The organism is Streptococcus oralis (assembly GCF_026782345.1).
Classification (GTDB): domain Bacteria; phylum Bacillota; class Bacilli; order Lactobacillales; family Streptococcaceae; genus Streptococcus; species Streptococcus oralis_CK.
Map to the genome: position 1 here is coordinate 1,352,141 of NZ_JAKUWI010000001.1, position 22,162 is coordinate 1,374,302.

The window sequence follows — 22,162 nt, forward strand, 5'->3', positions numbered from 1 at the left end:
CATCTATTAGGAGAAACTATGCCCTCTATCTCAGCAATCTTTTTTGATTTAGACGGAACTCTGGTTGACAGTTCTATCGGGATCCACAATGCCTTTACCCATACCTTTAAAGAGCTAGGAGTTCCAAGCCCTGATGCTAAAACCATTCGTGGTTTTATGGGACCACCACTTGAAAGTAGTTTTGCAACATGTCTTCCCAAGGAGCAAATCTCAGGAGCTGTGCAGATCTACCGTTCTTACTACAAGAAAAAAGGAATCCACGAAGCGCAGCTCTTCCCCCGAATAACGGAATTGCTCCAAGAGCTTTCGCAAAACTACCCTCTCTATATTACCACAACAAAGAATACTCCTACTGCTCATGATATGACTAGAAATCTAGGAATCCATCATTTTTTTGATAGCATTTACGGCTCTAGTCCTGAAACGCCACACAAGGCGGATGTCATCCGTTACGCCTTGCAAACGCATCAACTTCCTGCAGACCAAGTCCTTATCATCGGAGATACCAAGTTTGATATGATTGGAGCCCAAGAAACTAGCATTAAAAAGTTTGCTGTTACTTGGGGATTTGGAGAAGAGGCTGATTTACTCAGCTATCAACCTGACTGGATTGCCCATACCATTGACGACATCATTAAGCAACTATAAATAATACAACGATTTGAAATTACAGAGTAAAAAGGCCAAGGTTCTGTACAAACAGAACCTTGGCTTTCTATTTATAATTAATTGGTTGGACACTCTTACTCAACGTGGGTTGTCTCATTTGCAAAGGAAATAATCGCTTCTTTGAGCTCATCTCCGCTGAGTGAACGGAACTCTTCAATCTTTTGATCGATGGCTTCTAGAGGCATGACGTTAACCTTACCAACGAAAATCTTATCCATGACTTGGTTATCAACCAATTCGGTCGAAACCAAGAGTTCTTCGTAAAGTTTTTCGCCTGGGCGAATACCGACTTCAACGATTGGAATTTCACTTTCTGTGTGCCCGCTTAGAAGGACCATTTTCTTAGCCAAGTCGTAGATCTTGACCGGTTTGCCCATATCAAGGATAAAGACTTCTCCGTCCTTAGCATAAGCACCAGCATGGATGACCAGACGGCTAGCCTCTGGAATGGTCATGAAGTAACGTGTCATACGGAAGTCTGTCACCGTTACGGGACCGCCTTCAGCAATCTGACGTTCAAAGACAGGAATCACGCTACCACGGCTACCGAGAACATTCCCAAAACGAACCGCACAGTAGGTTGATTTGCTGCGTTGGTTAAAGCCAGTGACAATCAATTCTGCCACGCGCTTAGTCGCACCCATAACATTCGGTGGATTGACCGCCTTGTCTGTCGAAATCATGACCATCTTAGGTACTTTGGCCTCATCAACAGCTTTGGCAACATTGTAGGTCCCGAGGATATTGTTCTTGAAGGCTTCTTTTGGATTGCGCTCCATCATTGGAACATGTTTGTGGGCTGCAGCATGGTAGATGATAGCTGGTTTGTACTGTTCAAACACTTGTAAAAGACGATCATAATCCTGAATATCTGCAATGACAGGAACATAATCAATCCCTTGGAATTTACGAATCAACTCATGATAAATAAGGTAGATTGAATTTTCACCATGTCCAAGCAAGACGATACGCTCTGGGTTGAAGCGGCTAATCTGGCGACAAATTTCAGAACCAATCGAACCGCCGGCTCCTGTCACCAAGATGGTCTTACCTGTAATTTCTGCACCCAGACGTGATTCGTCAAGGCGAATTTCCTGACGGCCCAAAAGGTCTGTGATATCAATTTTTTGGAAACCACTACCTGATTGATGTAATCCTTGAACAACTGTCTCAACTTTAGGCATCTTGTAACATTTGACACCTAGTTTATTACACATCTGCAAGATACGTTCATACTCTGATGGATCGAGCGAAGGGATTGCTACGATAACACGCTCGATTTGGTGACGTTTGGCCAATTCAGGTAGATTGTCATAAGAGCCTAGGACTGGGATTCCACCTAGTTTTTGCCCTTTTTTCTTTTCATCGTTGTCCAAAATCCCCACTATCTCAAGCTCACTGGTTGGATGTTGGTAGCTATTCATAAAGAGGGCACCACCATCTCCCGCACCAATCAAGAAGGTACGGCGATGCTCTCCATCTCCACTACCCTTTTTACGTTTAGAATAAATCAACTGCCAGGTGATGCGAGGAAGCAAGATGAGGAAGGTACTCAACAAAATGAAGAGCACGATGAAACGGATAGAAAATAATGGAAGAAAGGCATAGCAGATTCCATAAGAAAGAACACTACTGAGTGTCACTCCAAAAAAGATTTTCATAAAATCCGTAATCTTACTGTAGCGACTAATACTAGCATTCAGCCCCCAAAATGCAATTATGATTTGATAGAGAAGGAAGGCTAAAAGAGTGTAGATCACATAGTCCACAGGCGCAGGATTTATAAGGCCATAAAACAAGATATAAGATACGATGATGGAAACCACCATACTCAGAATATCAAATATCCCCCAAAATACTTGTTTTTGCTGTTTATTTAAAATTTCAACCAGATCAATCACGTAATCTGTTAGTTTTTTATTCATAGGAATTTACTCCCCCTTAAAAGAGTCAGATGATACTATTGTTATGATAACCCGAATCGTTCAATCTATCAGGTCTTACTTGCTCTTTCTTAAAAGTTTGACAAAGATAAACTGACGAACAAAACCTGGACAAAGTGCAACAATTGCCTGAATGAACATACTTTTAGCATATTCCATGTAAGAAATTTGCCCTCGCTCCAGCATTCGTTTGCGAGCTTGACGGTAGAATTTAAGGTAACGCAAGCCGCCTCGACGCTCAAACATCCCTGCACCTACACGAACCTTACACAAGATTTGATCTAGGTTGCCAGTCTTGGCACCTGCCGTAATCATATTGAGCCAAAGGAGATCATCCTCCATGTAAAGCCCGTCTTCGTAGTTGCCCGCCTTGAGGACCATGTCCTTTTTGAACATGACTGTCATATGGTTAAAGGCGCTTCTCATTCTCTGATAAGCCACAATGTCTGCGTGCTGAGTTGGAACACGACGATAAGACACAATCTCATCTGGATTGTCAATAAACTCTGCAATCTGCCCACCTAAGAGATCGAGATTTTCTTTCTCCATCAGTTGAAGCTGTTTCTCAAAACGATCCGGAACGGCTAAATCGTCCGTATCCATGCGAGCAATAATGTTATACTGGCACTGCAAAACACCGTAACGAAGAGCCAAGCCTAAACCTTGATTTTGCTCTAAGGGGCACCGTTTCACTGGAATGTCTGACTGAGCTTCCACTTCATCTAGCACCTGATAGAGCTCAGGCGTGAGGGGCCCATCCTCAACAAGAACAAGTTCACTCGGTTTCAAGGTTTGATTTTGAACACTTTTGATAGCATCTCTCAAAAACGTCGGGTTTTCCTTTACATAGACCGACATCAAGACGCTGATTTTTTGCTTTTCAGGCACCGTTTTTCTCCAATATATAGATTTCCTTCCACTATTTTATCACAAATTTTCTCACTTTCCTATTTTTATATCAAATCAAGGAAAATTCTAGTAAAGAAATGTATCTCCTTTCACTCTATTCTCGCTTAAATCAATCGAACTTTCTTAGCTATCATTACTTGACATTATATAGAAAAAACCTTAAAATAAGCTGTTAATAAAATCATCTATTCGAGGTTTTTATGAAAAAACAATCACTCTTTTTTATCCTAGGAATTCTCTTAATCGGTACCGTTTTACGCTCTCCTTTCACTGCTCTTCCAACCATTTTAAGAGATATCGCTCAGGGACTAGGAGTGGAGGTTAGCTCTCTTGGGATTTTAACCAGTCTCCCTCTCTTGATGTTCGCTCTTTTCTCTGCTTTTGCAAGCCGCTTGGCACAAAAAATCGGGTTGGAACATCTCTTTACTTACTGTCTCCTCCTCTTAACTGTTGGCTCTGTCATTCGGATTTTCAATCTTCCCCTTCTCTATCTAGGGACCCTAATTGTGGGAGCAAGCATTGCGATCTTCAATGTACTCCTCCCAAGTATGATCCAGGCAAATCAGCCTCAAAAGATTAGCTTCCTAACGACACTCTATGTCACTTCTATGGGGATTTCCACAGCTATTGCTTCTTATCTATCTGTCCCTATTACCCAAGCTAGTTCTTGGAAAGGTCTCATCCTTGTACTCAGCTTTCTCTGCTTGGTCACTCTGCTAGTCTGGTTGCCAAATCATCGCCACAACCACCACCTAGAAAGCCAAAAAGAAAAGCAAGTCAAAGAAAATATTCTAAAAAGTAAAGATGTCTGGGCTATCATTATCTTTGGCGGGCTTCAGTCCTTGCTCTTTTATACAAGTATGACCTGGTTGCCAACTATGGCTATTAGTGCTGCTCTTTCTAATAGCGATGCGGCTCTTCTAGCTTCTATCTTCTCGCTGATCAGCATTCCTTTTTCCATGACCATCCCAAGTCTGACGACTCGTCTATCTGATTGCCACCGTCGAATCATGCTGGCAATCATCTCTATCGCTGGTATGATGGGAATTGCCATGCTCTTGTACCCAAGCAACAACTTCCTCTACTGGCTAGTCGCTCACCTCTTAATTGGAACGGCCTGTAGTGCTCTCTTTCCTTATCTCATGGTTTGCTTCTCACTTAAGACCAGCTCGCCTGAAAAGACTGCGCAACTCTCAGGCCTGGCGCAAACAGGGGGCTACATCTTGGCGGCCTTTGGTCCTACCTTGTTTGGTTATAGCTTTGACCTTTTCCAATCTTGGATTCCAGCTGTCCTTGCCCTTCTAGCCATCGATATCATCATGACCATCTCACTCTTTATGGTGGATCGGGTTGATAAAATTCTTTAAACTTCTAGTTTTTACTAGGAGTTTTTTTATATATAAAATTTTTACACATATTTCTTGACAGGGCTTTCAACTTGAGATACAATATATTTGAAAAGAGTATATATAAAATTTTTATATAATATAAAGGAGGTTTCCCATGTACTTCCCAACATCCTCTGCCTTAATCGAGTTTCTCATCTTGGCTGTACTGGAGCAGGGAGATTCTTATGGTTATGAGATTAGCCAAACCATTAAACTCATCGCCAATATCAAAGAATCTACGCTCTATCCCATTCTCAAAAAATTGGAAGCCAGTGGCTTTCTGACCACCTACTCTAGAGAGTTTCAGGGGCGTATGCGCAAATACTACTCCTTGACCAATCGAGGCGTAGAGCAGCTCGTTACTCTAAAGGAAGAGTGGACGCTCTATACCGAAACCGTCAACGGCATCATAGAAGGGAGTATCCGCCATGACAAGAACTGACTATCTGACTCAGTTAGAAACCTATCTCCATAAACTACCTGAAGCTGACCGCATCGAAGCTATGGACTACTTTAAGGAACTATTTGACGATGCAGGTCCAGAGGGTGAAGAGGAACTCATTGCCAGTCTAGGAACCCCAAAAGAAGCTGCCCATGATATCCTCTCTGATCTTCTCGATAGAAAGGTCAATGAAGCCCCTGCTCAAAAGAATGATCGCCAACTGCTACACATTGCCCTACTTGCCTTACTAGCAGCCCCTATCGGAATTCCGGTCGGGATCGGCATCCTCATGGCCATCATCGGTATTTTTATCGCAGCTGTCTCCGTCATTCTAGCCTTTTTCGCTGTTTCGGTGACGGGTATCCTGCTAGGTGGACTCTTTATCGTAGAGAGCTTTAGTGTCCTAGTCGAAGCCAAATCTGCCTTTATCTTGATTTTCGGGGCTGGTTTGCTTGCTATCGGTGCTTCTTCTCTTGTTCTACTAGGTATCTCCTATGTAGCTCGTTTCTTTGGCCTCCTGGTCGTTCGCTTGGTGCAATGGATTCTTAAAAAAGGAAAGAGAGGTGACAGACATGCGTAAATTGACGAAAGGATTTCTCATCTTTGGTGTGGTTTCTACAATCCTTGGTTTTATCATGATCATTGTAGGCGCCCAGTCCAATGGTATTCAAAGTTTGCTTGCCATGTCAAAAGACCCCGTCTATGACAATCGTATCGAAGAAGTGACCTTTGGAAGCGAAGTGGAAAAACTTGATTTGACCCTTGAGGAACACAGCCTAACCATCACAGAGTCTGTAGATGACAAGATCCATATCACCTATCATCCTTCCGTGTCTAGTCGTCACGATCTGACTACTGGCATGAGTGACAAAACACTGAGCGTCACTGACAAACAAGCCTCCCAACATCGTTTTCTCGGTTCAGGAATCGAAAGCCTACTTCGTATCGCCAGCAACTATTCTCATCGTTTTGACGAAGTCGTTCTCTCCCTACCCAAAGGAAGAAAGCTGCAAGCTATCACCGTCTCAGCCAATCGTGGACAAACTAATATTCGTCAAGCCAACCTTGAAAATGCAACCATCAAAACAAAAGGCTATCTCTTAAGACTAACAGAAAGTTCTATCAAGAACAGCACATTAACGGCACCTCATATCATCAATATCTTTGATGCCGAATTGACAGATAGTCAGGTCAAGACGGAGGGAGCACACATCTATGCTGAAAATATCCAAGTTCACGGCAAGGTCGAGCTAGAGGCTTATTCAACTCTACAACTCATTCTCTCCCAGAAAGAGACCGACCGTATCAATCTAGAAATTTCTTCTCAGCATGGTGGTATCTATCGTCAACCCAAAGAAGAACATCGTGGACAAAAAGAGAATGTACTTGCCAACCCTTATAAAACCGAAAAAGCAGATATCAAGAATTTACTCATTGCAAAAGCCAACCAGGATATCTACCTACCTAAAGAGGAGCACTCTGCTCCATCTAGAAACCATTGACAAAAACGCTTTCATCTGCTAGTCTAAAGATAGAAAACGACCATAAAAAAGGAGGTTCCACCATGACACAAGAATGGTTTGAAAGCGCCGATCTTGAGAAGAAATCAGCTCAGACGAAATCGGAAATCCAGCCCGACCAACCAGAGACTTCGGATACTGTAGAGACCGCACCACAAGCAAGCCAAGAAACTCCTATCTCACCTAAAGAGTCGGAAAGGCATGAGGAGGAAGCTCCCGAAACGATAGAAGAAACCCAAACCGAGGAAGAGGGAGAAGGGAAGGAGGAAGAGGAACACAAGCAAGAAAACCCTGCAAAAGAGAAAAGTATTCTCAGCAAGGCTTTAGAAAGTCCCTATATCCCAGACATTGACCCCCGCAAAACTGCTCGATTCAAAGAAGAAATCGCACTATTTTGGTCTTGGCTGCTGGATGCTATCCAAGAACCAACTACCAGCAAGACTAGAGACCAAAAGCATCGTTACAGTGTCTTTGCCCTACTCACCTTGCTGTCGTCAATCAACCTTTTCTTTAGTATCTATCATATCAAGCACCTCTACTATGGCTATATGATTTCTATTGCTAATAGTTCTCCTAACCAGCTCCCACCTTTAGATCTCTTTGCTGGACTTTCGATTCTGGTCGCTAGCGCTCTATTTTACTTTTCCATCATTTTGGGAGGCTTTACTGTCCAACGTGTGCTGGATCAGGAGAGTGACTTCACATTCCAAGAAGCCTTCGATCGGTATAGTAGACTCTTTGCTATCCCACTCGTCCTAACAGCTCTAGCAAGTTTCTTTGCACTCTTTGGTGGCTTACGATTTGCTGGCATCCTCACTCTTCTAAGCATGGCCATCTTTGCCCTTGCCAATCTCTTTGTGATTAGCAAGCCAAGTAAGACCAGTAGCCTCGACCCATTTTATCGATTCTTGCTAGCTGTCTTACTTGATGGCGCTATTCTCTTACCCTTCTTCATTGCAGAGTTAGCGCTGACAGTGGACTACCTTCGCATCCTGACATTCTTTTAACCAAAATCCCTGCCATTTGTTAATGACAGGGATTTTTATGCTTACTCTTTTTTGGACAAGGTCTACTCGATGCTTGTCAATTCTTCAAAACCTTGTCCTAGGATGGGTTGAATTTCTAGAATTCATTAGTATTATAATATTGCTATGAAACTCGTTATTCCAAATATTTTGCAAATTAGTTATAGGTAAAATGAAGATTAGAATCTACCAATCTCCATTTTTTAACTTTTAATGAAATTCATCCATATTAATAACTTTGCTTGCTCTAGCAATAACATCCTTATCATGAGTCACGACAATAACAATCTTTTCCTCGTTCACTAATTTCTCAACCTCATTTAGAAATAATTCAGTTGAGTTTCTGTCCAAATTTTCTGTAGGCTCATCGAATAGATAGATGTCCTTTTCTTGTGATAAACTCCTCATGAGTAGAATTTTTTGTTTTTGACCTTGCGAAATATTGGTGGCTTTCCCATCAATCTGATGACTCAGAGATACATTGAGATTCAGACTATCAAGATTATTTGATTCATAGTTTTCCTTATTAAATAGGGTGAAATTAATATTTTTTGAAACACTTCCAGGGAATACATGAAATTCAGATGAATACACGCTTAAATAATCCAAAATATCAGTCTCCTCTAAAGTAGAAAAACTTTCCATTCCATTCAGTACAATATCACCCTCTGTTGGAGAAGATAATCCCTGAATAATATTCAAAAGAGATGATTTCCCAGTTCCATTACCGCCTGTAATAACGGTTAATTCACCACTATTAAACTCGAAATTTAATTTATTAAACACCGATCTTTCATCCCATTTTTTACATAAATTCCGACATGACAACTGTTTAATTTTAGCTACTGAAACAGGAATAACATCCCTTTTCGCTTCTACCTCCTCTGTTCCAATAAACTCAAAGGAATATTGACTTTTTTTTCAATGCTACCCAAGATGTAATTAAAGAACTTAAAATGCTGGATAAAAGTAATAGAATCAAAATACTATTTGCATACTCTGCTATATGTTCATAATCTCTCATAGAAATTATAGTAGCAATCAAAAATGAACCAGTTAAACCGATAAATATCTGAGTAGAAGCTAATAATCTATTGGTAATATGTGTACTATCTAGTTTCGTTCCCAACAGTTCATTGAGTCTTTCATTAAATTCTTTGATAAAGTCGCTAGATTTTTGGAAACTTATAATATCTTGCAAACCATAAATTGTATTTTCTACAAGAGAACTAAAGTTAGAACTCTTAGCAATAAATTCTCGTTGATTTTTTACAACTTTTCGTATCTCAAAATTTACATATAAACCAAGAATAACTATAGATAAGCTTGTAACTGCGAAAATAATGATATTCAATTTTAATAGCAATAATAGTAGCAAGCAAAACACTAAAAGCTGTACCTTTAAGTAAAATTTTTGCATAATACCTGTTGCTGATAACAACAAATTCCAAAAATAACTACTAACATACTCATAATTCTTAGTTAAAGAAAAATCATTTAATTGGTTCTGATAAAAAGAGGACAGAATATCATTTAAAAAATCATTCTCAATCTTTCCTTTTAATCTCGTTTCTAATATAGAGAACTGCCAATACAAATATGAAGCTAATATTATTGAAGCGAGACTAAATAACTGAAAGCTAAACTGAATATTAAGCAGATTAGACATTGTTATTTGTAGAAAAAAAGCAATAGTAACTGGTAAGATAATTTTGGCTATTCCCAAGAAAAAGATTGCAAACTTTCTCTTCCAACTAAGTGAAGATAGAAATCTATGATATAACTTATCTGCATAGCTCAAAGTAACAACACCTTTTCTATCTTCTAAATTAACACTCTCACTCTTTTGGGGAATTAAAACAATTCCTACACTCTGACTAAAAAGTTCTAAACTTGAAATTTTCTCAATTTCCTCATTTGCAGGATCAGAAACCGTCAATAAATTACTATCTCCATCTAATACAACAATATAATGAGGTAAACCAGCTCTTTCTACTACCATCAAATAAGGAAATGATACGTTATTTAACAAACTAGGAGTGTCAATTTGATAAGAATCCGCATCAATACCATAGCTTTTTAGCATACCTTCTATTTCAAACAAAGACAGTCCTTGGTGATTATTATTATCAAATTGTAGACTATCTAAATGTTCTAATTTTGGGAAATAATAAGAAATGATTGTCTTTACACAAGCCATTCCACAATCCAGCAAAGTTGCTTGTTTATAGTGACTAACCATTATTTTCTCCTTTTTCAACACTTATCTTACTATAGCCATCAACTTCAATGACGCTATTCGAAGTTTGATTTGTGGTAGGAACCCTTAAAATTTCTCCTGTATTGTTTGTATGTAAAGTATAAATCCCATCAAAATCTTGAGGAACTGTAATAGATACATCGCCAACAAGAGTATCTATAAATATTTTTTCGAAAGTAGCATTTTTCCCTAAGGAAATAGTTACATATAACTTGTCTTTCCCTTCTGAACTCAGAGCCAAATTAAAACCATGTTGTGAAAATGGTAGATATAGACTATCTGAACTCATTTTAACGTTTTTAGATATATTATTCGCTGATTCTTCGGAAACTTTTCCTTCTATTTGAACACTTGTTTCATCTGATTCACTCTTTACAACTTTAACATCAATTGCTTGCTTTGAGCCATAAAACTCTAACGTTTTAATACTTTTAGAAGAAAGAGTCCATGATTGTTTCACACTGATTGTCGTCTCTCCTCGTTTTAAGGTTAATAAAATTCCAGCTACTACAAACAGTAACAACAGCCCAACTACAATTCCTATTTTTTTCATCATTAGTCCTCCTACTTAAATTCTTTTTTACTAAATACAGCTAACGCAAGCACAAGTACTGCTATACTCACCACGATAGGATAGCATACGTTTGTAAGGGTAAATTGACTAAAACTTGGTGATGCTTTCAAATTTAAAGTCATCAGTAAATAGTCTTTCACACTCTCACCAGAGTTTGGAAGGACGTAAGCCAATAGGTTATCAAATAGTAAAATGTAGAGTGTATAAATCATACATGATTCATAAACCTTATCAAATATTTGAAAAATCAATAACGAGATACTTATAATGACAGAATAGTATGGTAGTTGGTGTAAAAATGTCGAAACAATCAACACCATATCCCCTTCCAAATAAACAAGAGCTGTTAAACTATAAAAAATAATCACATATAGGAAAGACAAACAAAAGGTTCCCAAGGTTTTATATAAAAATAACTTCCATCGTTGTTTTTCTTTTGTGAGCAGAATATTGATCGTACGGAAACTATAATCTTCCCCCCAGAAAAATAAATTGGCAGAGATAAAAAGCAAAGGAATGAAACCACTCACATTTGAAATCAACACTCGAAATGCCGGCTCATTTTCATTTGATGACTTAAAAAATAAGGAGAATAACAAAATTAATAATCCTATCAACAAACTAGGAAGCACTCCTCTTTTTTCCCAGTAAAATTTATACATATCTGCTTTAAGAGAATTCATGACTCTCCTCCTTTCTTAAATCATCAGATAATATTACGCAAATAGTAGTCCTCAAAGCGTTCCTTCTTAATATAAATATCCTGTATTACTAGATTTGAAGCGACACTATATTCCAAAATAGCCATTAATTTTTCCTTCTCTGTCACAACCAGATAGTCATCCTGCTCAAAATGGTCAACGCCCTCTTTTTCTAAAAACATTTGTAGAATCTGATTATCACTTGTCTTTAGGAAAATTTTTTCAGATAAATTGGTCGCTAGCATTTGTGAACTCATCACATTTAGAATCTTTCCTTGTTTCATGATGATATACTTATCTGTTATAAATTCCAATTCTGACAGAATATGGCTCGAGATTAAAAAAGTAACTCCTAACTGATCCCTTAAATTCAAAATCATTTTTCTTAAATCTGAAATCCCTTGAGGATCTAACCCATTCACGGGTTCATCTAAGATAATAAGCTCTGGATTATCCAAAAGCGCAATTGCTATCGATAATCTTTGTTTCATGCCAAGAGAATAGTTTTTTACTTTTCGATCCCATGACGGTTCAGGCAAGTGAACCAATTCCAACATTTTTGTGATATCTGTCTTTAAACCAAATCTTGTTTTATAATATTGCAGGTGTTGACGTCCAGTCAAGTTTGGATAAAGGGCAGGTGATTCGATAATACTGCCAATCTTATGCTGCGAAACACTCTCGATTTCTCCCTTATCAGCTCGAATGAGTCCTAGGAGAATTCTCATTAATGTTGTCTTGCCAGCACCATTTTCACCAATAAGGCCACATATTTCCCCTTTCCCAATATCAAAGGAAACATTATGGAGAACCTGTTCTTTTCCATATGTTTTATCGATATTTTTAAGACTTAAAATCACACGATTCATAGTTTCTCTCCGTTCATTAGATCTTTTGGCTTCATGAATTATCCTCCACCTCTGAAATTCCAAAATTCTTTACATCTGTAACTTCCTCAGGCAGAATTAAAACTCGCTCTTCACCTGCATCTAAAATTGCTAGGCGAAAGACTTCGTTATTTAATACTATCTCTACCAACTTTTGATCAGTCGTGTTATTTCGAATTATCAAACTGTGGCGAGTTTGTATAAAAGTCTCTAGTGAGATACTAAGATTGCTCATCTCTTCCCTCCTAACCCAAATAACTCTCTTGACTTTTCATTACATCTCTAGTTTACCGCTTTCAAAAACAAAAAAACATGACAAAAATGTCATGTTAGCTCTTCATTTCCTCAAAAGTTTTTAAATCTCTTTCTTTTTCTCCCAATATACGCGCTTCTAATACTGAGTCCCCAAATGCTTGAGCACAAACAATAGCTCTGTCATATAATTGGATAGCTTTTTCCTTATCCTGTTTATGAAATAAGGTACACATAGCATCTAGCATATCGACAATTGGCTTGTTTTGAAAATCCTGCGATAAGGTCATCAATGTGTTCATTGCCTTAACATAAGGCTCAAAAGTGGAGTAAGATTTTTCCATCCATTGAACAGCTAAAGAATCAAGCACAGTTCTTTTTAACATATAGGCTGTCTCTAAATCTGATGAATTTGTTTCTCTTATAAGTTTTTTAGAAAGCATCCAAAATAGTTCAGGATTATACTCAGTCGGTCTTGCTAAACATGAAACAAAGTACAGCTTTATCAAAAGCAAATCATTCACCGAGTAGTTTTTCCTTATCTTTACTTGCTCAAAATACTCATCAAGCAAAGCATCGCCAAACCCTGCATCTTCACTTACAAAGACATCAAAACTAGCTTGTAAGGCACTAACAGCAATCTGCTCATCCTCAGGTAGACTGTCATAATAGTGTTCGTAAACTCTTTCAAACAACTCTTCCTTAACCTGGATTCTATCATCATCTCCATAAGTTTGAAACTTAATAAGTTTATCCTTTACTATCAAGTACTCTGAAGGTAAAATCATATGATCCATATCTACTATATGTGAAATTGGACAACCTAGTTTGTAAGCTATATACTCTACCTTAGATAAACTTGGGGAAGACTGCCCTGATTCAATCCGTGCTAATTGGCGCACCGTTATCTCAGTTTCATCATCACAAAGAGTTTCACGAGTGATATGTTTCATCTCTCGCAACATTCGGATTCTTTTACCTACTTCCTTCTTGATATCCATCTCAAGATCTCCTGATCATTATTTAACGAACAATATTCTATTTTTTGTTATATTATACTATTTTTCATTGAACTAAGCAATTTTTGAAATTTCACATTACAAAACCTAACTAAGCTAAACTATCTTTCGCATGCTAAATAGCAGTTGACCTGCTTTACTTTTCTTGTGCCAATTCTTCAAAGTCTTTTCCCAAAATGGCTTGTACTTCTAGTTGATTGGCATCTAGTTGGTGGTAAAATGCTGTTGGTAATGACTCTAGGAATCTTGCATAATCCAAGCGAGCGATGGCTTCATAGTCTTCTGCTTTTGAGCCATCACCAGAAATCGTCACTAGGTCAATCTCCCAAATAAGCTCCTTGCCCGCCAGCTGCTCGGTATAAGGAGCTGGTACAAAGGGTTCCTTTGGCAAAATCGTCTTGACTCCCTGGGCTAGGTGATAGATACCGTGCACCTTACCTTGGGCGTCTGGGTAAAATTTCACACTGGCAAGGTAGGCATCAGATCCTTGAACCTTCTTGACCAGCTCTTCAAAACGTGCCAATCCATCCTCAGCCAAAAAGCTCTCGAGGTATTCCTTGTTGAGATAGATAGGGGACAAGAGTCCTTGGCAATATACTAAACGAATCGCCTTATCCGCTAAATAATGCTTGACCGTTTGTCGGAAATAAGCTTCAAAATCAAAACCATCTAGCCCTTCTACCGCTTCCCCCAACTTGCTCGATAGGGCCTGGAGGAGAGTCTCTACAATCTCCCAGTCCGCTCTAGTAAGAAAATCTGGAATCACCACTTGATAGCCTTTTCGGCTATCCACATAGTTGACCTTGAAGAGAAATTGCGACTGGCCTACAATCCCACACTCGATATACTCGAGACGATTGAGGGACTGACGGAGATAGACCGCATCATAACTGTGTGACTCCAAGCCCTCCACCAAGGCCAAGATAGACTTGGCAGTCAAAACCTCCTGTTGTCCTAGAATGCTTTCTTTATTTGGGATAAAAAATGTTTTCGCCATAACTGGCCTCCTTTGAAATCGTTTACACATAGTATAACCTATTTTCCTGAAAGATACAGAAACAAACTTTAGATTTTTAGATAAAAAGCATAGAAAAACAGCCCCTAAGGACTGTTTGATGTTATACAGTAGCTGCTTGATCCAAGCTTTCACCGATTGCAGCTAGGCGCTCGATCACTTCTGCTTGTGTCAATTCATTTTCGGAAACATAGCGGTTGCGTGGGTGAACACGACACTCGTGTGAGCATCCACGAAGGTACTTGTCTTCATTTTCCTCTGATGTCAAGATACGACGGTTACAGAAGGGATTTCCACAGTTGACATAGCGTTCACATGGTGTTCCATCAAACCAGTCTTTTCCTACGATGGTTGGGTTGACATGGTTGACATCAACGGCGATACGCTCGTCAAAGACGTACATTTTCCCATCCCAAAGTTCACCTTGAACTTCTGGGTCTTTACCGTAAGTTGCGATTCCTCCGTGCAATTGGCCAACATCTTTGTAGCCTTCACGGACCATCCAGCCTGAGAATTTCTCACAGCGAACTCCACCTGTACAGTAAACCACGACACGCTTGTCCATGAATTTTTCCTTGTTGTCACGAACCCATTGTGGCAACTCACGGAAGTTGCGGATGTCTGGACGGATAGCTCCACGGAAGTGTCCTAGGTCGTACTCATAATCGTTACGTGTGTCAAGGACAACAGTGTCTTCGTCAAGAAGGGCTTCTTTGAACTCTTTTGGAGACAAGTAAGCACCTGTTGTTTCAAGTGGATTGATGTCGTTGTCAAAGTCGTTGTCTTCCAAACCAAGGTGGACAATTTCTTTCTTGTAGCGAACAAACATCTTCTTGAAGGCTTGTTCATTTTCTTCGTCAATCTTGAACCAGAGGTCTTCCATGCCTGGGAGGCTGTGAACGTAGTCCATGTATTTTTGAGTTGTTTCGTAGTCACCTGAAACAGTCCCGTTAATCCCCTCGTCAGCGACTAGGATACGGCCTTTGAGACCGATTGATTTACAGAAAGCCAGGTGGTCTGCCGCAAATTGCTCTGCGTTTTCAATTGGAGTATAAAGGTAGTAAAGTAAGACACGAATATCTTTTGCCATAAGATTTGTTCTCTTTTCTATTCTTAAATTTTCAGAATTTTTCATTCAACTATACTAGTATACCCACTTGGGAAAACGAATGCAATTTATTTGACCGGAAATTGTATAGAGAGACCTGCCACTGCACTTCATCAGTAACCATAGCGAATCGCAGATAATTCTCTCAATTTTTTGATTTGCTTAGCTTGACTTTCTGACAAACTTAGCTTGTTATCAATCAACACACGTGAGATGTCAACATTCATTTGACTCAGAATAAATGGAGTAGAGGTTCCATCGTCCTTTAATCGTTTTTTATAAATCACTAACTGATTTTTCAGGGGAGTAAGTTGAGGCGCATCCTTTATATCTTCCAATAGATAATCAATGATGGCCATCGCTTCACAACGTCTTTCACTTCCTCCAGCAAACCATTTTAATTGTGTCATACTCATTTCCCTCCTGAAATTCGCTTATAAATTGAAAAACTATAATTCCTAACTCTCGTGCCAGTATTTTACCCAAACACCCTATGTAAAAAAGTCAGCAAAAATGGCAAGGTCGCTACAATATTATTGATCACATGCACCGCATAGGATGGATAAATGCTCTTGGTATAGCGTGTCAAACCAGCAAAGATGATTCCAAATGTTGCAAAGACGAAGATATCTAACAGACTAGGAAAGTTTGAAAAATGAGGGAGAGCAAATAAAATAGAAGGAAGAAGCAAATCAAGACCACATCTCGAATCTTTAAAAAAGGCGTGTTGCAGTAATCCTCTGTAGATTAACTCTTCCATCAGTGGAACCAGAAAGAACAGGGCTATATAGATACCTAGCTCTGCAAAGTTAGTCCCACTATAACCAATCAATAGAGCCCAACCTTCAGCAGTTGACTGAACATATCTAGCTGTATGAATATTAAAAGATATATGAACTACCGCTACTAGGACTGTCAAGATTGAATACCAGAACCATTTTTTTCTCGGAATGCGAAAGAGATAACCATGGCCTGTCTTAAGCAGAATCCAAATCATGACTCCACTAAATAGCAGACTTAAGATATTTTGAATCCAGAAGATATTTCCTACCTGAGAAGAAAATTGCCAATAATTTTGAACAATAGACGTCAGCTGAGAAAGACCAAATACGAAAAATAGGTAAGAGAAGACAGCACTCATTTTGAAAAGAAGGCGATATTTTTTCATAATAAATCCCCTATAGATGTATGTGTATCACATCGCATAAACCCTCAGAACCACTCTTTTCATTTTTACATCCTAAAAATCACTACCTCCCCTAGAGAACTAAGGAAGGCAGTGATCACATTTTTAGGAATTAGGAATGAATACACGAAATCAATCGTTCTTATGATTTTTTGTTTTTCAAGAATTCATCGTATTGTTTTTGCATTTCGTTCAATACTTTTTCGTAGGCACCTTCAGATTTCAATTTTTCCATCAATTCTGGAATAGCTTTATCTGGGTCTACAGTACCAGTGTTGATAGCTGTATCGAATTGTTGCATTGTGTTAGAAATTGCTGAGATTTCAGATTTCACACTGTCAGTGTTAAAGATGAATCCAAGTGCTGGAGATTCTTTAGCTTCTGCCAATTGTTTCTTAGAATCTTCGATTTGTTGGTCTGTAACGTTTTCGTTGATGTAAAGAATCCAGTTGTTACCAGTGTTCCAACCTGACATGTGAGTGTTTCCTTTATATCCATCAAGAACGCGTACACGGTTTTCTTTACCTTCAACTTTTTCCCAGTTCTTGCCTTCTGGACCGTAAACAAGGCCGTTCAAGAGTTCTGGGTTCGTGTTCAAGAGGTTCAACACTTCCATTGATTTTTCTTTGTTCTTAGAGTTGTTTGAGATAACAAAGTTAGCAACTTGTGTTGTTTGGTTTTTCTTGATAAAGTTAGTGATTGGTTTGATTTGGATGTCTTTGTTAGCAACACGTGAAAGCAAGCTGTTACCGTAGTCAGCTGGTCCTACTGTTTCTTCACGAACGAACCAAGTATCTTGTTGAAGGTCAAATGAAGTGTCGCTTGTTGCTACGTCTTTTGGAATGTATCCTTCTTCATAGAATTTGTGAAGAGTCTTCAAGTGTTCTTTGAAGCGAGGCACTTCGTAACGGTTTACGATCTTAGTAGTGTCTCCTTCAAGGTCGATAACGAATGGAAGTCCGTTTGGCACTGGGTAATCAAAGTTATCAGATGGGATAAAGTTCTTCGTAACCGCAAATGGTACTACGTCTGGAGCTTTTTCTTTGATTTGTTTCAAGACTGGTTCAAGTGTTTCGTATGAAGTGACACCTGAAATGTCAATACCATATTTTTCAAGAAGAGCGCCGTTGAAGGCAAAGTTTTGAGATGATGCAACGTTAGCTGCAACTGGAACAGCATAGATCTTACCATTTACAGTGTTCCCTTTGATGTAAGCTGGGTCAAGTGCTTTGTAAAGCTCTGCTCCTTCTTTCTTGTACAAATCAGTCAAGTCAGCGTAAGCACCTTTTTGAGCATTTACAACATAGTTATCTGTAAAGGCGATATCATAGTTTTCACCAGATGATGTGATAACAGACATTTTCTTGCTGTAGTCACCCCATCCGAGGTATTGGATATCCAATTTAGCACCAACTTTTTCTTCGATGATTTTGTTGGCATTTTCTAGCAATTCATCCAAGTTATCTGGTTTGTCACCGATTTGGTACATTTTAAGAACAGGTTTTTCACTTGAAGCAGTGTCAGCAGCTTTTTTGTTGTTACCTGTAAGGTTCCCACAAGCAGCAAGACCAGCAGCCAAAGCGACTACGCTAGCAGATGCAAAAGCATATTTTTTCCAGTTTTTCATGATAAAAACTCCTTTTTTTAATTTTAAACTTATAAACGATTTAATAATTTGTAACTTCAGTCACTAAGATGAAGTTGGGAAGGGAGAAACGGTGTTTCTCAGCAAGTGCTATTCTTTCACACCACCGATCGTCAAGCCTTTAACAAAGTAGCGTTGGAAGAATGGATACAGAATCGCGATTGGAAGGGTTGCAACCACAACCATGGCCATACGACCTGTTTCTTTTGGAAGAGCGACTCCCAGTTGACCAGATAGGCCGACTGCTTTTGCAATGTAGTCCATATTTTGTTGGATTTGCATGAGCAAATATTGCAATGGATACAAGTTGTCACTCTTGATGTAAAGAAGGGCGTTGAACCAGTCGTTCCAGAAACCAAGAGCTGTCAAAAGCGTGATGGTTGCGATACCTGGAAGTGACAAGGGCAAACAGATCTGGAAGAAGATCCGAGCTTCACTGGCACCATCGATACGAGCAGATTCGAGAATGGCTTCTGGAATGGTCTTCTTGAAGAAGGAACGCATCAAAATGATGTTGAATGGTGAGAGAAGCATTGGAACAATCAAGGCCCAAACGGTATCACCAAGTTGAAGCAGGCGAGTGACCACGATATAGCCTGGTACCAAACCAGCGTTGAACAACATACTAAGAAGAGCGAAGATCGTGAAGAATCTGCGGTACTTAAAGGTTGTCCGTGAGATGGCGTAGGCATAAGTGGTTGTAATGAAGACGTTGGTCACTGTTCCGACTACGGTTACAAAAACTGAGATAAAGAGCGCTTGGAGGATCTTATCTTTAAACTGAGCTAAGAACTGGAATCCGTCTACACCAAACTTCGAAGGGAAAAAGCTATATCCATACTGGAGGATGCTCTTTTCGTCTGTCACCGAAATGATGATAACGAAGATAAAGGGCAAGATACAAGAAAGAGCGATCAAACCAGAGATGATACTAAAGAAGATATCTGCTTTCTTACTGAAGGAGTGAATGCCGACATTATCGATTTTTTCTTTTTTAATTTTCTTTTCTGCCATATTCTCCTCCTTTCTAAAACAAAGCTGAGTTTGGATCGACTCGTCTTGCAAGCAAGTTTGATAGGATAACCAGAATCAAACCGACTACTGATTGGTAAAGGCCGGCTGCTGAAGCCATACCGATATCTGCTGTCTGAGTCAAACCATTAAAGACATATACGTCCAAAACGTTGGTTACATTGTAAAGCTGACCAGCATTGTGTGGGATTTGATAGAAGAGACCGAAGTCTGCACGGAAGATATTTCCGACTGCAAGGATGGTCAAGACTGTTACAAGTGGAGTCAACTGAGGAATGGTTACGTTGCGAATGCGTTGCCACTTGCTAGCCCCGTCCACTGTTGCTGCTTCGTAGTAGGTTGGGTCAATTCCCATGATCGTCGCATAGTACATGACACTGCTATATCCAAATCCTTTCCAAATACCTAGGAAAAGGAGAAGATATGGCCAAATGCCTAAGTCAGCATAGAAGTTGACTTCCTTCATGCCAATGGATGTTAGGAAATGGTTGAAGACCCCTTTGTCAATGTTTAGGAAGGCATCTGTAAAGAAACTGATGATAACCCATGACAGGAAGTAAGGGAACAACATAGACGTTTGGAAAATCTTAACCATTCTCTTAGAGCGAAGCTCGCTGAGGATAATGGCAATCCCTACTGATACAATCAAACCGATAAAGATAAAGCCGAGATTGTAGAGAACGGTATTTCGAGTGATGATAAAGGCATCTTTTGAACTAAACAAGAATCTGAAATTATCTAACCCGACCCATTTACTATTCACAATACTATCTATGAAACCATTACTGGTCATATGGTAGTCTTTAAAGGCGACCACATTCCCAAATACTGGAATGTAAAAGAATAGAATCAACCAGAGTGCCCCTGGTAAAACCATCAAGAGAAAAATCCAGTTATCTCTCAAGGTCTTTGAAAACTTTTTCATAATTTCCTCCCTTTTTATTCCTAAAAACTGATTTCATCGAATTTTTAGGTTTGATAACGATTACATTATTAGTATACTCCTATTTGAAGGTCAGGTTAAACTACTAATTATAGAAAAAACTCCACAAATTATTTTTTGTGGAGAAGTTTTTTATAAGAAATAGGTTTCACGAGAAACACTCTGCATACGATAAATGTATTTCCTCTTTACTAATTGAAAACTTGTTCTAATATTGGGTGATGAAACTCGACAAAATGAACCTGGGCATTTATGATATCCCCTGATTCATTTTTATCAATCTCTGGTCTTCCTTCGGTGTGTAAAAGAGCAGGATTACCATCCTTGTAGCCAAAGAGAATCACCTCTGTCTCTGCTTCATTCACATAGCAAGCTAGGATTTCAAACCGCCCAGAACCTGAACCTGCACTATACCCATACCATTTAAAAGTATAATTCACCCCATCTACTTGTCCAAATTGCATTATCTGGTCTGGCACTGCTAGTCCATAGTAGTGACCATATGTTGCTAAGTTAGTTGACTTAAATCTTTCACCTTTACTATCCGAATAGGATTCCATGGCTGTTTTTATCTTGTCTATTAAAGAACTATTATCTGTATCTGGCTCGCTCTCTGTAGTTACACTTGTTTTTAATAGAAATTCCTTAAAACGTTGCGCTAAATCCGTATTCTCAGTCTCTTCAAAATTTGCAGTAGGGATAGTTTCCAGTGTCTTATCGGTATGCAAGACCTGTGCTTGCCCATCTTTCAGTGTAAATAGGTAAAAATGCTTGTCCTGATTGTCATAGTAGGCATCCAAAACCAAGTAATCATAGGCATTGTCACTCTATACTCCAAAAACATTCCATTTGACACTTTTCTGAGAGACAGTTGTTGCTTCTAATTTTTTGATGAGATCATTCTTTTCATCAAAGTTTCTATGCTCTAGTCTATGATAGGACTGCCCCATAGAAGAAGCCCAACTTGCAAACTCTTCTTCCCACTTTTCGGTGTTGTATTGGATTAGCTTCTGAAAATCTGAGTAGTTCTTCATAATCAAGGCTTGATCAGTCGGATTAGATAACTGGAGTTCTTCCATGGCTGCAACTGTAGCAGCCATAGGTGATTGCACAGTTGCGTCCTTGACTTCTTTTTCGTGCGAAAGAGCCTTCTGATAGGAATCTGCTAGGTAGTAAAAATAGTTGGTTACTTCTTTTGCTTTTTGCTCCCTCGCTGTTGACGGACTAGTTGCGCCATCCTCTGTCGTTTTATGACCGGCAGATAAGACTAGCATGCTAGTAGCCAGGACTAGTAGTAGCCTTTTCATGGTCAGACCTCCAAACTATCTTTATACCTTCATTATACTCCTTCCAAGCTATTTTTTCTATTGTACTCCTTGCTCTCAGAGATAGCTCCGAAAAGAATAGGGATAATAGTCAGTTCAAAATATCTTATATAGACGGCTTAGAGATCATTTCAAGAACAGCTACTCCATCTCTCTTAAATATTAATCTCTTGATTGACTTTTGCTTTATTTAGTGTTATTTTCAATATGAAATGGGGATTCAATTAGAATGATCAAGGATAAACACCTATGCCCATCAAGCTAGTTCATAAATATCGACAATCATAATAAATATATAGCACTTTGATTCGACTCAAAT

23 protein-coding genes and 1 pseudogene are annotated in these 22,162 nt (G+C 39.1%); 6 read left to right on the forward strand and 18 right to left on the reverse strand.

What is annotated here, in order from left to right; all coding sequences use genetic code 11:
- The first annotated feature begins 18 nt into the window (after nt 1-18).
- Nucleotides 19-648: an HAD-IA family hydrolase gene (locus MK405_RS06660; RefSeq protein WP_268704602.1), complete on the forward strand. Its 630-nt coding sequence runs from the start codon at nt 19-21 to the stop codon at nt 646-648.
- A 95-nt stretch (nt 649-743) separates the two neighbouring features.
- On the opposite strand, the gene MK405_RS06665 is transcribed toward MK405_RS06660, so the two are convergent.
- Complete coding sequence (locus tag MK405_RS06665) at nt 744-2,594, reverse strand: polysaccharide biosynthesis protein (protein WP_001035719.1); 1,851 nt, start codon at nt 2,592-2,594, stop codon at nt 744-746.
- Nucleotides 2,595-2,669: 75 nt separating this feature from the next.
- On the reverse strand, nt 2,670-3,500 hold the full coding sequence (locus MK405_RS06670) for a glycosyltransferase (protein WP_268704603.1): 831 nt from the start codon (nt 3,498-3,500) through the stop codon (nt 2,670-2,672).
- A gap of 221 nt (nt 3,501-3,721) precedes the next feature.
- On the opposite strand from MK405_RS06670, the gene MK405_RS06675 reads away from it, so the two are divergent.
- The 5 genes from MK405_RS06675 to MK405_RS06695 all read left to right on the forward strand — a co-directional run bounded on the left by MK405_RS06675 (nt 3,722) and on the right by MK405_RS06695 (nt 7,878).
- On the forward strand, nt 3,722-4,888 hold the full coding sequence (locus tag MK405_RS06675; protein WP_268704604.1) for a CynX/NimT family MFS transporter: 1,167 nt from the start codon (nt 3,722-3,724) through the stop codon (nt 4,886-4,888).
- A gap of 136 nt (nt 4,889-5,024) precedes the next feature.
- Nucleotides 5,025-5,351: a PadR family transcriptional regulator gene (locus MK405_RS06680; RefSeq protein WP_000273861.1), complete on the forward strand. Its 327-nt coding sequence runs from the start codon at nt 5,025-5,027 to the stop codon at nt 5,349-5,351.
- Nucleotides 5,338-5,931: a DUF1700 domain-containing protein gene (locus MK405_RS06685; protein ID WP_268704605.1), complete on the forward strand. Its 594-nt coding sequence runs from the start codon at nt 5,338-5,340 to the stop codon at nt 5,929-5,931. Before MK405_RS06680 ends, MK405_RS06685 begins: the two co-directional genes overlap by 14 nt.
- Nucleotides 5,924-6,853 (forward strand): DUF4097 family beta strand repeat-containing protein, encoded by a 930-nt coding sequence (locus tag MK405_RS06690; RefSeq protein WP_268704606.1) that lies wholly within the window; start codon nt 5,924-5,926, stop codon nt 6,851-6,853. Before MK405_RS06685 ends, MK405_RS06690 begins: the two co-directional genes overlap by 8 nt.
- Nucleotides 6,854-6,915: 62 nt before the next feature.
- Complete coding sequence (locus tag MK405_RS06695; protein ID WP_268704607.1) at nt 6,916-7,878, forward strand: DUF6574 domain-containing protein; 963 nt, start codon at nt 6,916-6,918, stop codon at nt 7,876-7,878.
- Between the two features lie 228 nt (nt 7,879-8,106).
- Here the strand turns inward: MK405_RS06695 and MK405_RS06700 are convergent, their stop codons facing one another.
- The 16 genes and pseudogenes from MK405_RS06700 to MK405_RS06775 form a co-directional block, all read right to left on the reverse strand.
- The gene (locus tag MK405_RS06700; RefSeq protein WP_268704608.1) at nt 8,107-8,682 is read right to left on the reverse strand and encodes an ABC transporter ATP-binding protein; all 576 of its coding nucleotides are present in this window, start codon (nt 8,680-8,682) and stop codon (nt 8,107-8,109) included.
- Nucleotides 8,683-8,794: 112 nt separating this feature from the next.
- On the reverse strand, nt 8,795-10,138 hold the full coding sequence (locus MK405_RS06705; protein WP_268704609.1) for a cysteine peptidase family C39 domain-containing protein: 1,344 nt from the start codon (nt 10,136-10,138) through the stop codon (nt 8,795-8,797).
- A complete protein-coding gene (locus MK405_RS06710) occupies nt 10,131-10,712 on the reverse strand; it encodes a hypothetical protein (protein WP_084872361.1) in 582 nt (193 codons plus the stop codon). Before MK405_RS06710 ends, MK405_RS06705 begins: the two co-directional genes overlap by 8 nt.
- 8 nt (nt 10,713-10,720) lie before the next feature.
- Nucleotides 10,721-11,413, reverse strand: coding sequence for an ABC transporter permease (locus MK405_RS06715; protein WP_084872359.1), 693 nt, complete (start codon nt 11,411-11,413; stop codon nt 10,721-10,723).
- 23 nt (nt 11,414-11,436) lie between these two features.
- Nucleotides 11,437-12,300: an ATP-binding cassette domain-containing protein gene (locus tag MK405_RS06720; RefSeq protein ID WP_084872358.1), complete on the reverse strand. Its 864-nt coding sequence runs from the start codon at nt 12,298-12,300 to the stop codon at nt 11,437-11,439.
- A gap of 31 nt (nt 12,301-12,331) precedes the next feature.
- Nucleotides 12,332-12,553, reverse strand: coding sequence for a hypothetical protein (locus tag MK405_RS06725; protein WP_084872356.1), 222 nt, complete (start codon nt 12,551-12,553; stop codon nt 12,332-12,334).
- 94 nt (nt 12,554-12,647) lie between these two features.
- Nucleotides 12,648-13,571, reverse strand: coding sequence for a helix-turn-helix domain-containing protein (locus MK405_RS06730; protein ID WP_084872354.1), 924 nt, complete (start codon nt 13,569-13,571; stop codon nt 12,648-12,650).
- A 154-nt stretch (nt 13,572-13,725) separates the two neighbouring features.
- Nucleotides 13,726-14,586: a DUF4299 family protein gene (locus MK405_RS06735; protein WP_084872353.1), complete on the reverse strand. Its 861-nt coding sequence runs from the start codon at nt 14,584-14,586 to the stop codon at nt 13,726-13,728.
- Between the two features lie 121 nt (nt 14,587-14,707).
- Complete coding sequence (gene trhO, locus MK405_RS06740; protein WP_020899966.1) at nt 14,708-15,694, reverse strand: oxygen-dependent tRNA uridine(34) hydroxylase TrhO; 987 nt, start codon at nt 15,692-15,694, stop codon at nt 14,708-14,710.
- A gap of 131 nt (nt 15,695-15,825) precedes the next feature.
- Nucleotides 15,826-16,122 (reverse strand): bacteriocin immunity protein, encoded by a 297-nt coding sequence (locus tag MK405_RS06745; RefSeq protein ID WP_084975949.1) that lies wholly within the window; start codon nt 16,120-16,122, stop codon nt 15,826-15,828.
- A 68-nt stretch (nt 16,123-16,190) separates the two neighbouring features.
- Nucleotides 16,191-16,880, reverse strand: coding sequence for a CPBP family intramembrane glutamic endopeptidase (locus MK405_RS06750; RefSeq protein ID WP_268704610.1), 690 nt, complete (start codon nt 16,878-16,880; stop codon nt 16,191-16,193).
- A 160-nt stretch (nt 16,881-17,040) separates the two neighbouring features.
- The gene (locus tag MK405_RS06755) at nt 17,041-18,525 is read right to left on the reverse strand and encodes an ABC transporter substrate-binding protein (RefSeq protein WP_268704611.1); all 1,485 of its coding nucleotides are present in this window, start codon (nt 18,523-18,525) and stop codon (nt 17,041-17,043) included.
- 108 nt (nt 18,526-18,633) lie between these two features.
- On the reverse strand, nt 18,634-19,557 hold the full coding sequence (locus MK405_RS06760; RefSeq protein ID WP_000818344.1) for a carbohydrate ABC transporter permease: 924 nt from the start codon (nt 19,555-19,557) through the stop codon (nt 18,634-18,636).
- 13 nt (nt 19,558-19,570) lie between these two features.
- Nucleotides 19,571-20,500, reverse strand: coding sequence for an ABC transporter permease (locus MK405_RS06765; RefSeq protein WP_000714584.1), 930 nt, complete (start codon nt 20,498-20,500; stop codon nt 19,571-19,573).
- Between the two features lie 209 nt (nt 20,501-20,709).
- Nucleotides 20,710-21,327 (reverse strand): annotated as a pseudogene (locus MK405_RS06770) (DUF4767 domain-containing protein); the annotation flags it as partial.
- Nucleotides 21,328-21,345: 18 nt separating this feature from the next.
- A complete protein-coding gene (locus MK405_RS06775) occupies nt 21,346-21,825 on the reverse strand; it encodes a hypothetical protein (protein ID WP_268704612.1) in 480 nt (159 codons plus the stop codon).
- Nucleotides 21,826-22,162: the final 337 nt, after the last annotated feature.

Excerpts from the sequence above, each read along its gene's own strand:
- MK405_RS06660 (WP_268704602.1), top strand. The coding sequence starts at position 19 with ATGCCCTCTATCTCAGCAATCTTTTTTGATTTAGACGGAACTCTGGTT.
- MK405_RS06665 (WP_001035719.1), bottom strand. The coding sequence starts at position 2,594 with ATGAATAAAAAACTAACAGATTACGTGATTGATCTGGTTGAAATTTTA.
- MK405_RS06675 (WP_268704604.1), top strand. The coding sequence starts at position 3,722 with ATGAAAAAACAATCACTCTTTTTTATCCTAGGAATTCTCTTAATCGGT.
- MK405_RS06680 (WP_000273861.1), top strand. The coding sequence starts at position 5,025 with ATGTACTTCCCAACATCCTCTGCCTTAATCGAGTTTCTCATCTTGGCT.
- MK405_RS06685 (WP_268704605.1), top strand. The coding sequence starts at position 5,338 with ATGACAAGAACTGACTATCTGACTCAGTTAGAAACCTATCTCCATAAA.
- MK405_RS06690 (WP_268704606.1), top strand. The coding sequence starts at position 5,924 with ATGCGTAAATTGACGAAAGGATTTCTCATCTTTGGTGTGGTTTCTACA.
- MK405_RS06695 (WP_268704607.1), top strand. The coding sequence starts at position 6,916 with ATGACACAAGAATGGTTTGAAAGCGCCGATCTTGAGAAGAAATCAGCT.
- MK405_RS06705 (WP_268704609.1), bottom strand. The coding sequence starts at position 10,138 with ATGGTTAGTCACTATAAACAAGCAACTTTGCTGGATTGTGGAATGGCT.
- MK405_RS06710 (WP_084872361.1), bottom strand. The coding sequence starts at position 10,712 with ATGATGAAAAAAATAGGAATTGTAGTTGGGCTGTTGTTACTGTTTGTA.
- MK405_RS06715 (WP_084872359.1), bottom strand. The coding sequence starts at position 11,413 with ATGAATTCTCTTAAAGCAGATATGTATAAATTTTACTGGGAAAAAAGA.
- MK405_RS06720 (WP_084872358.1), bottom strand. The coding sequence starts at position 12,300 with ATGAATCGTGTGATTTTAAGTCTTAAAAATATCGATAAAACATATGGA.
- MK405_RS06725 (WP_084872356.1), bottom strand. The coding sequence starts at position 12,553 with ATGAGCAATCTTAGTATCTCACTAGAGACTTTTATACAAACTCGCCAC.
- MK405_RS06730 (WP_084872354.1), bottom strand. The coding sequence starts at position 13,571 with ATGGATATCAAGAAGGAAGTAGGTAAAAGAATCCGAATGTTGCGAGAG.
- MK405_RS06735 (WP_084872353.1), bottom strand. The coding sequence starts at position 14,586 with ATGGCGAAAACATTTTTTATCCCAAATAAAGAAAGCATTCTAGGACAA.
- trhO (WP_020899966.1), bottom strand. The coding sequence starts at position 15,694 with ATGGCAAAAGATATTCGTGTCTTACTTTACTACCTTTATACTCCAATT.
- MK405_RS06745 (WP_084975949.1), bottom strand. The coding sequence starts at position 16,122 with ATGACACAATTAAAATGGTTTGCTGGAGGAAGTGAAAGACGTTGTGAA.
- MK405_RS06750 (WP_268704610.1), bottom strand. The coding sequence starts at position 16,880 with ATGAAAAAATATCGCCTTCTTTTCAAAATGAGTGCTGTCTTCTCTTAC.
- MK405_RS06755 (WP_268704611.1), bottom strand. The coding sequence starts at position 18,525 with ATGAAAAACTGGAAAAAATATGCTTTTGCATCTGCTAGCGTAGTCGCT.
- MK405_RS06760 (WP_000818344.1), bottom strand. The coding sequence starts at position 19,557 with ATGGCAGAAAAGAAAATTAAAAAAGAAAAAATCGATAATGTCGGCATT.
- MK405_RS06765 (WP_000714584.1), bottom strand. The coding sequence starts at position 20,500 with ATGAAAAAGTTTTCAAAGACCTTGAGAGATAACTGGATTTTTCTCTTG.
- MK405_RS06775 (WP_268704612.1), bottom strand. The coding sequence starts at position 21,825 with ATGAAAAGGCTACTACTAGTCCTGGCTACTAGCATGCTAGTCTTATCT.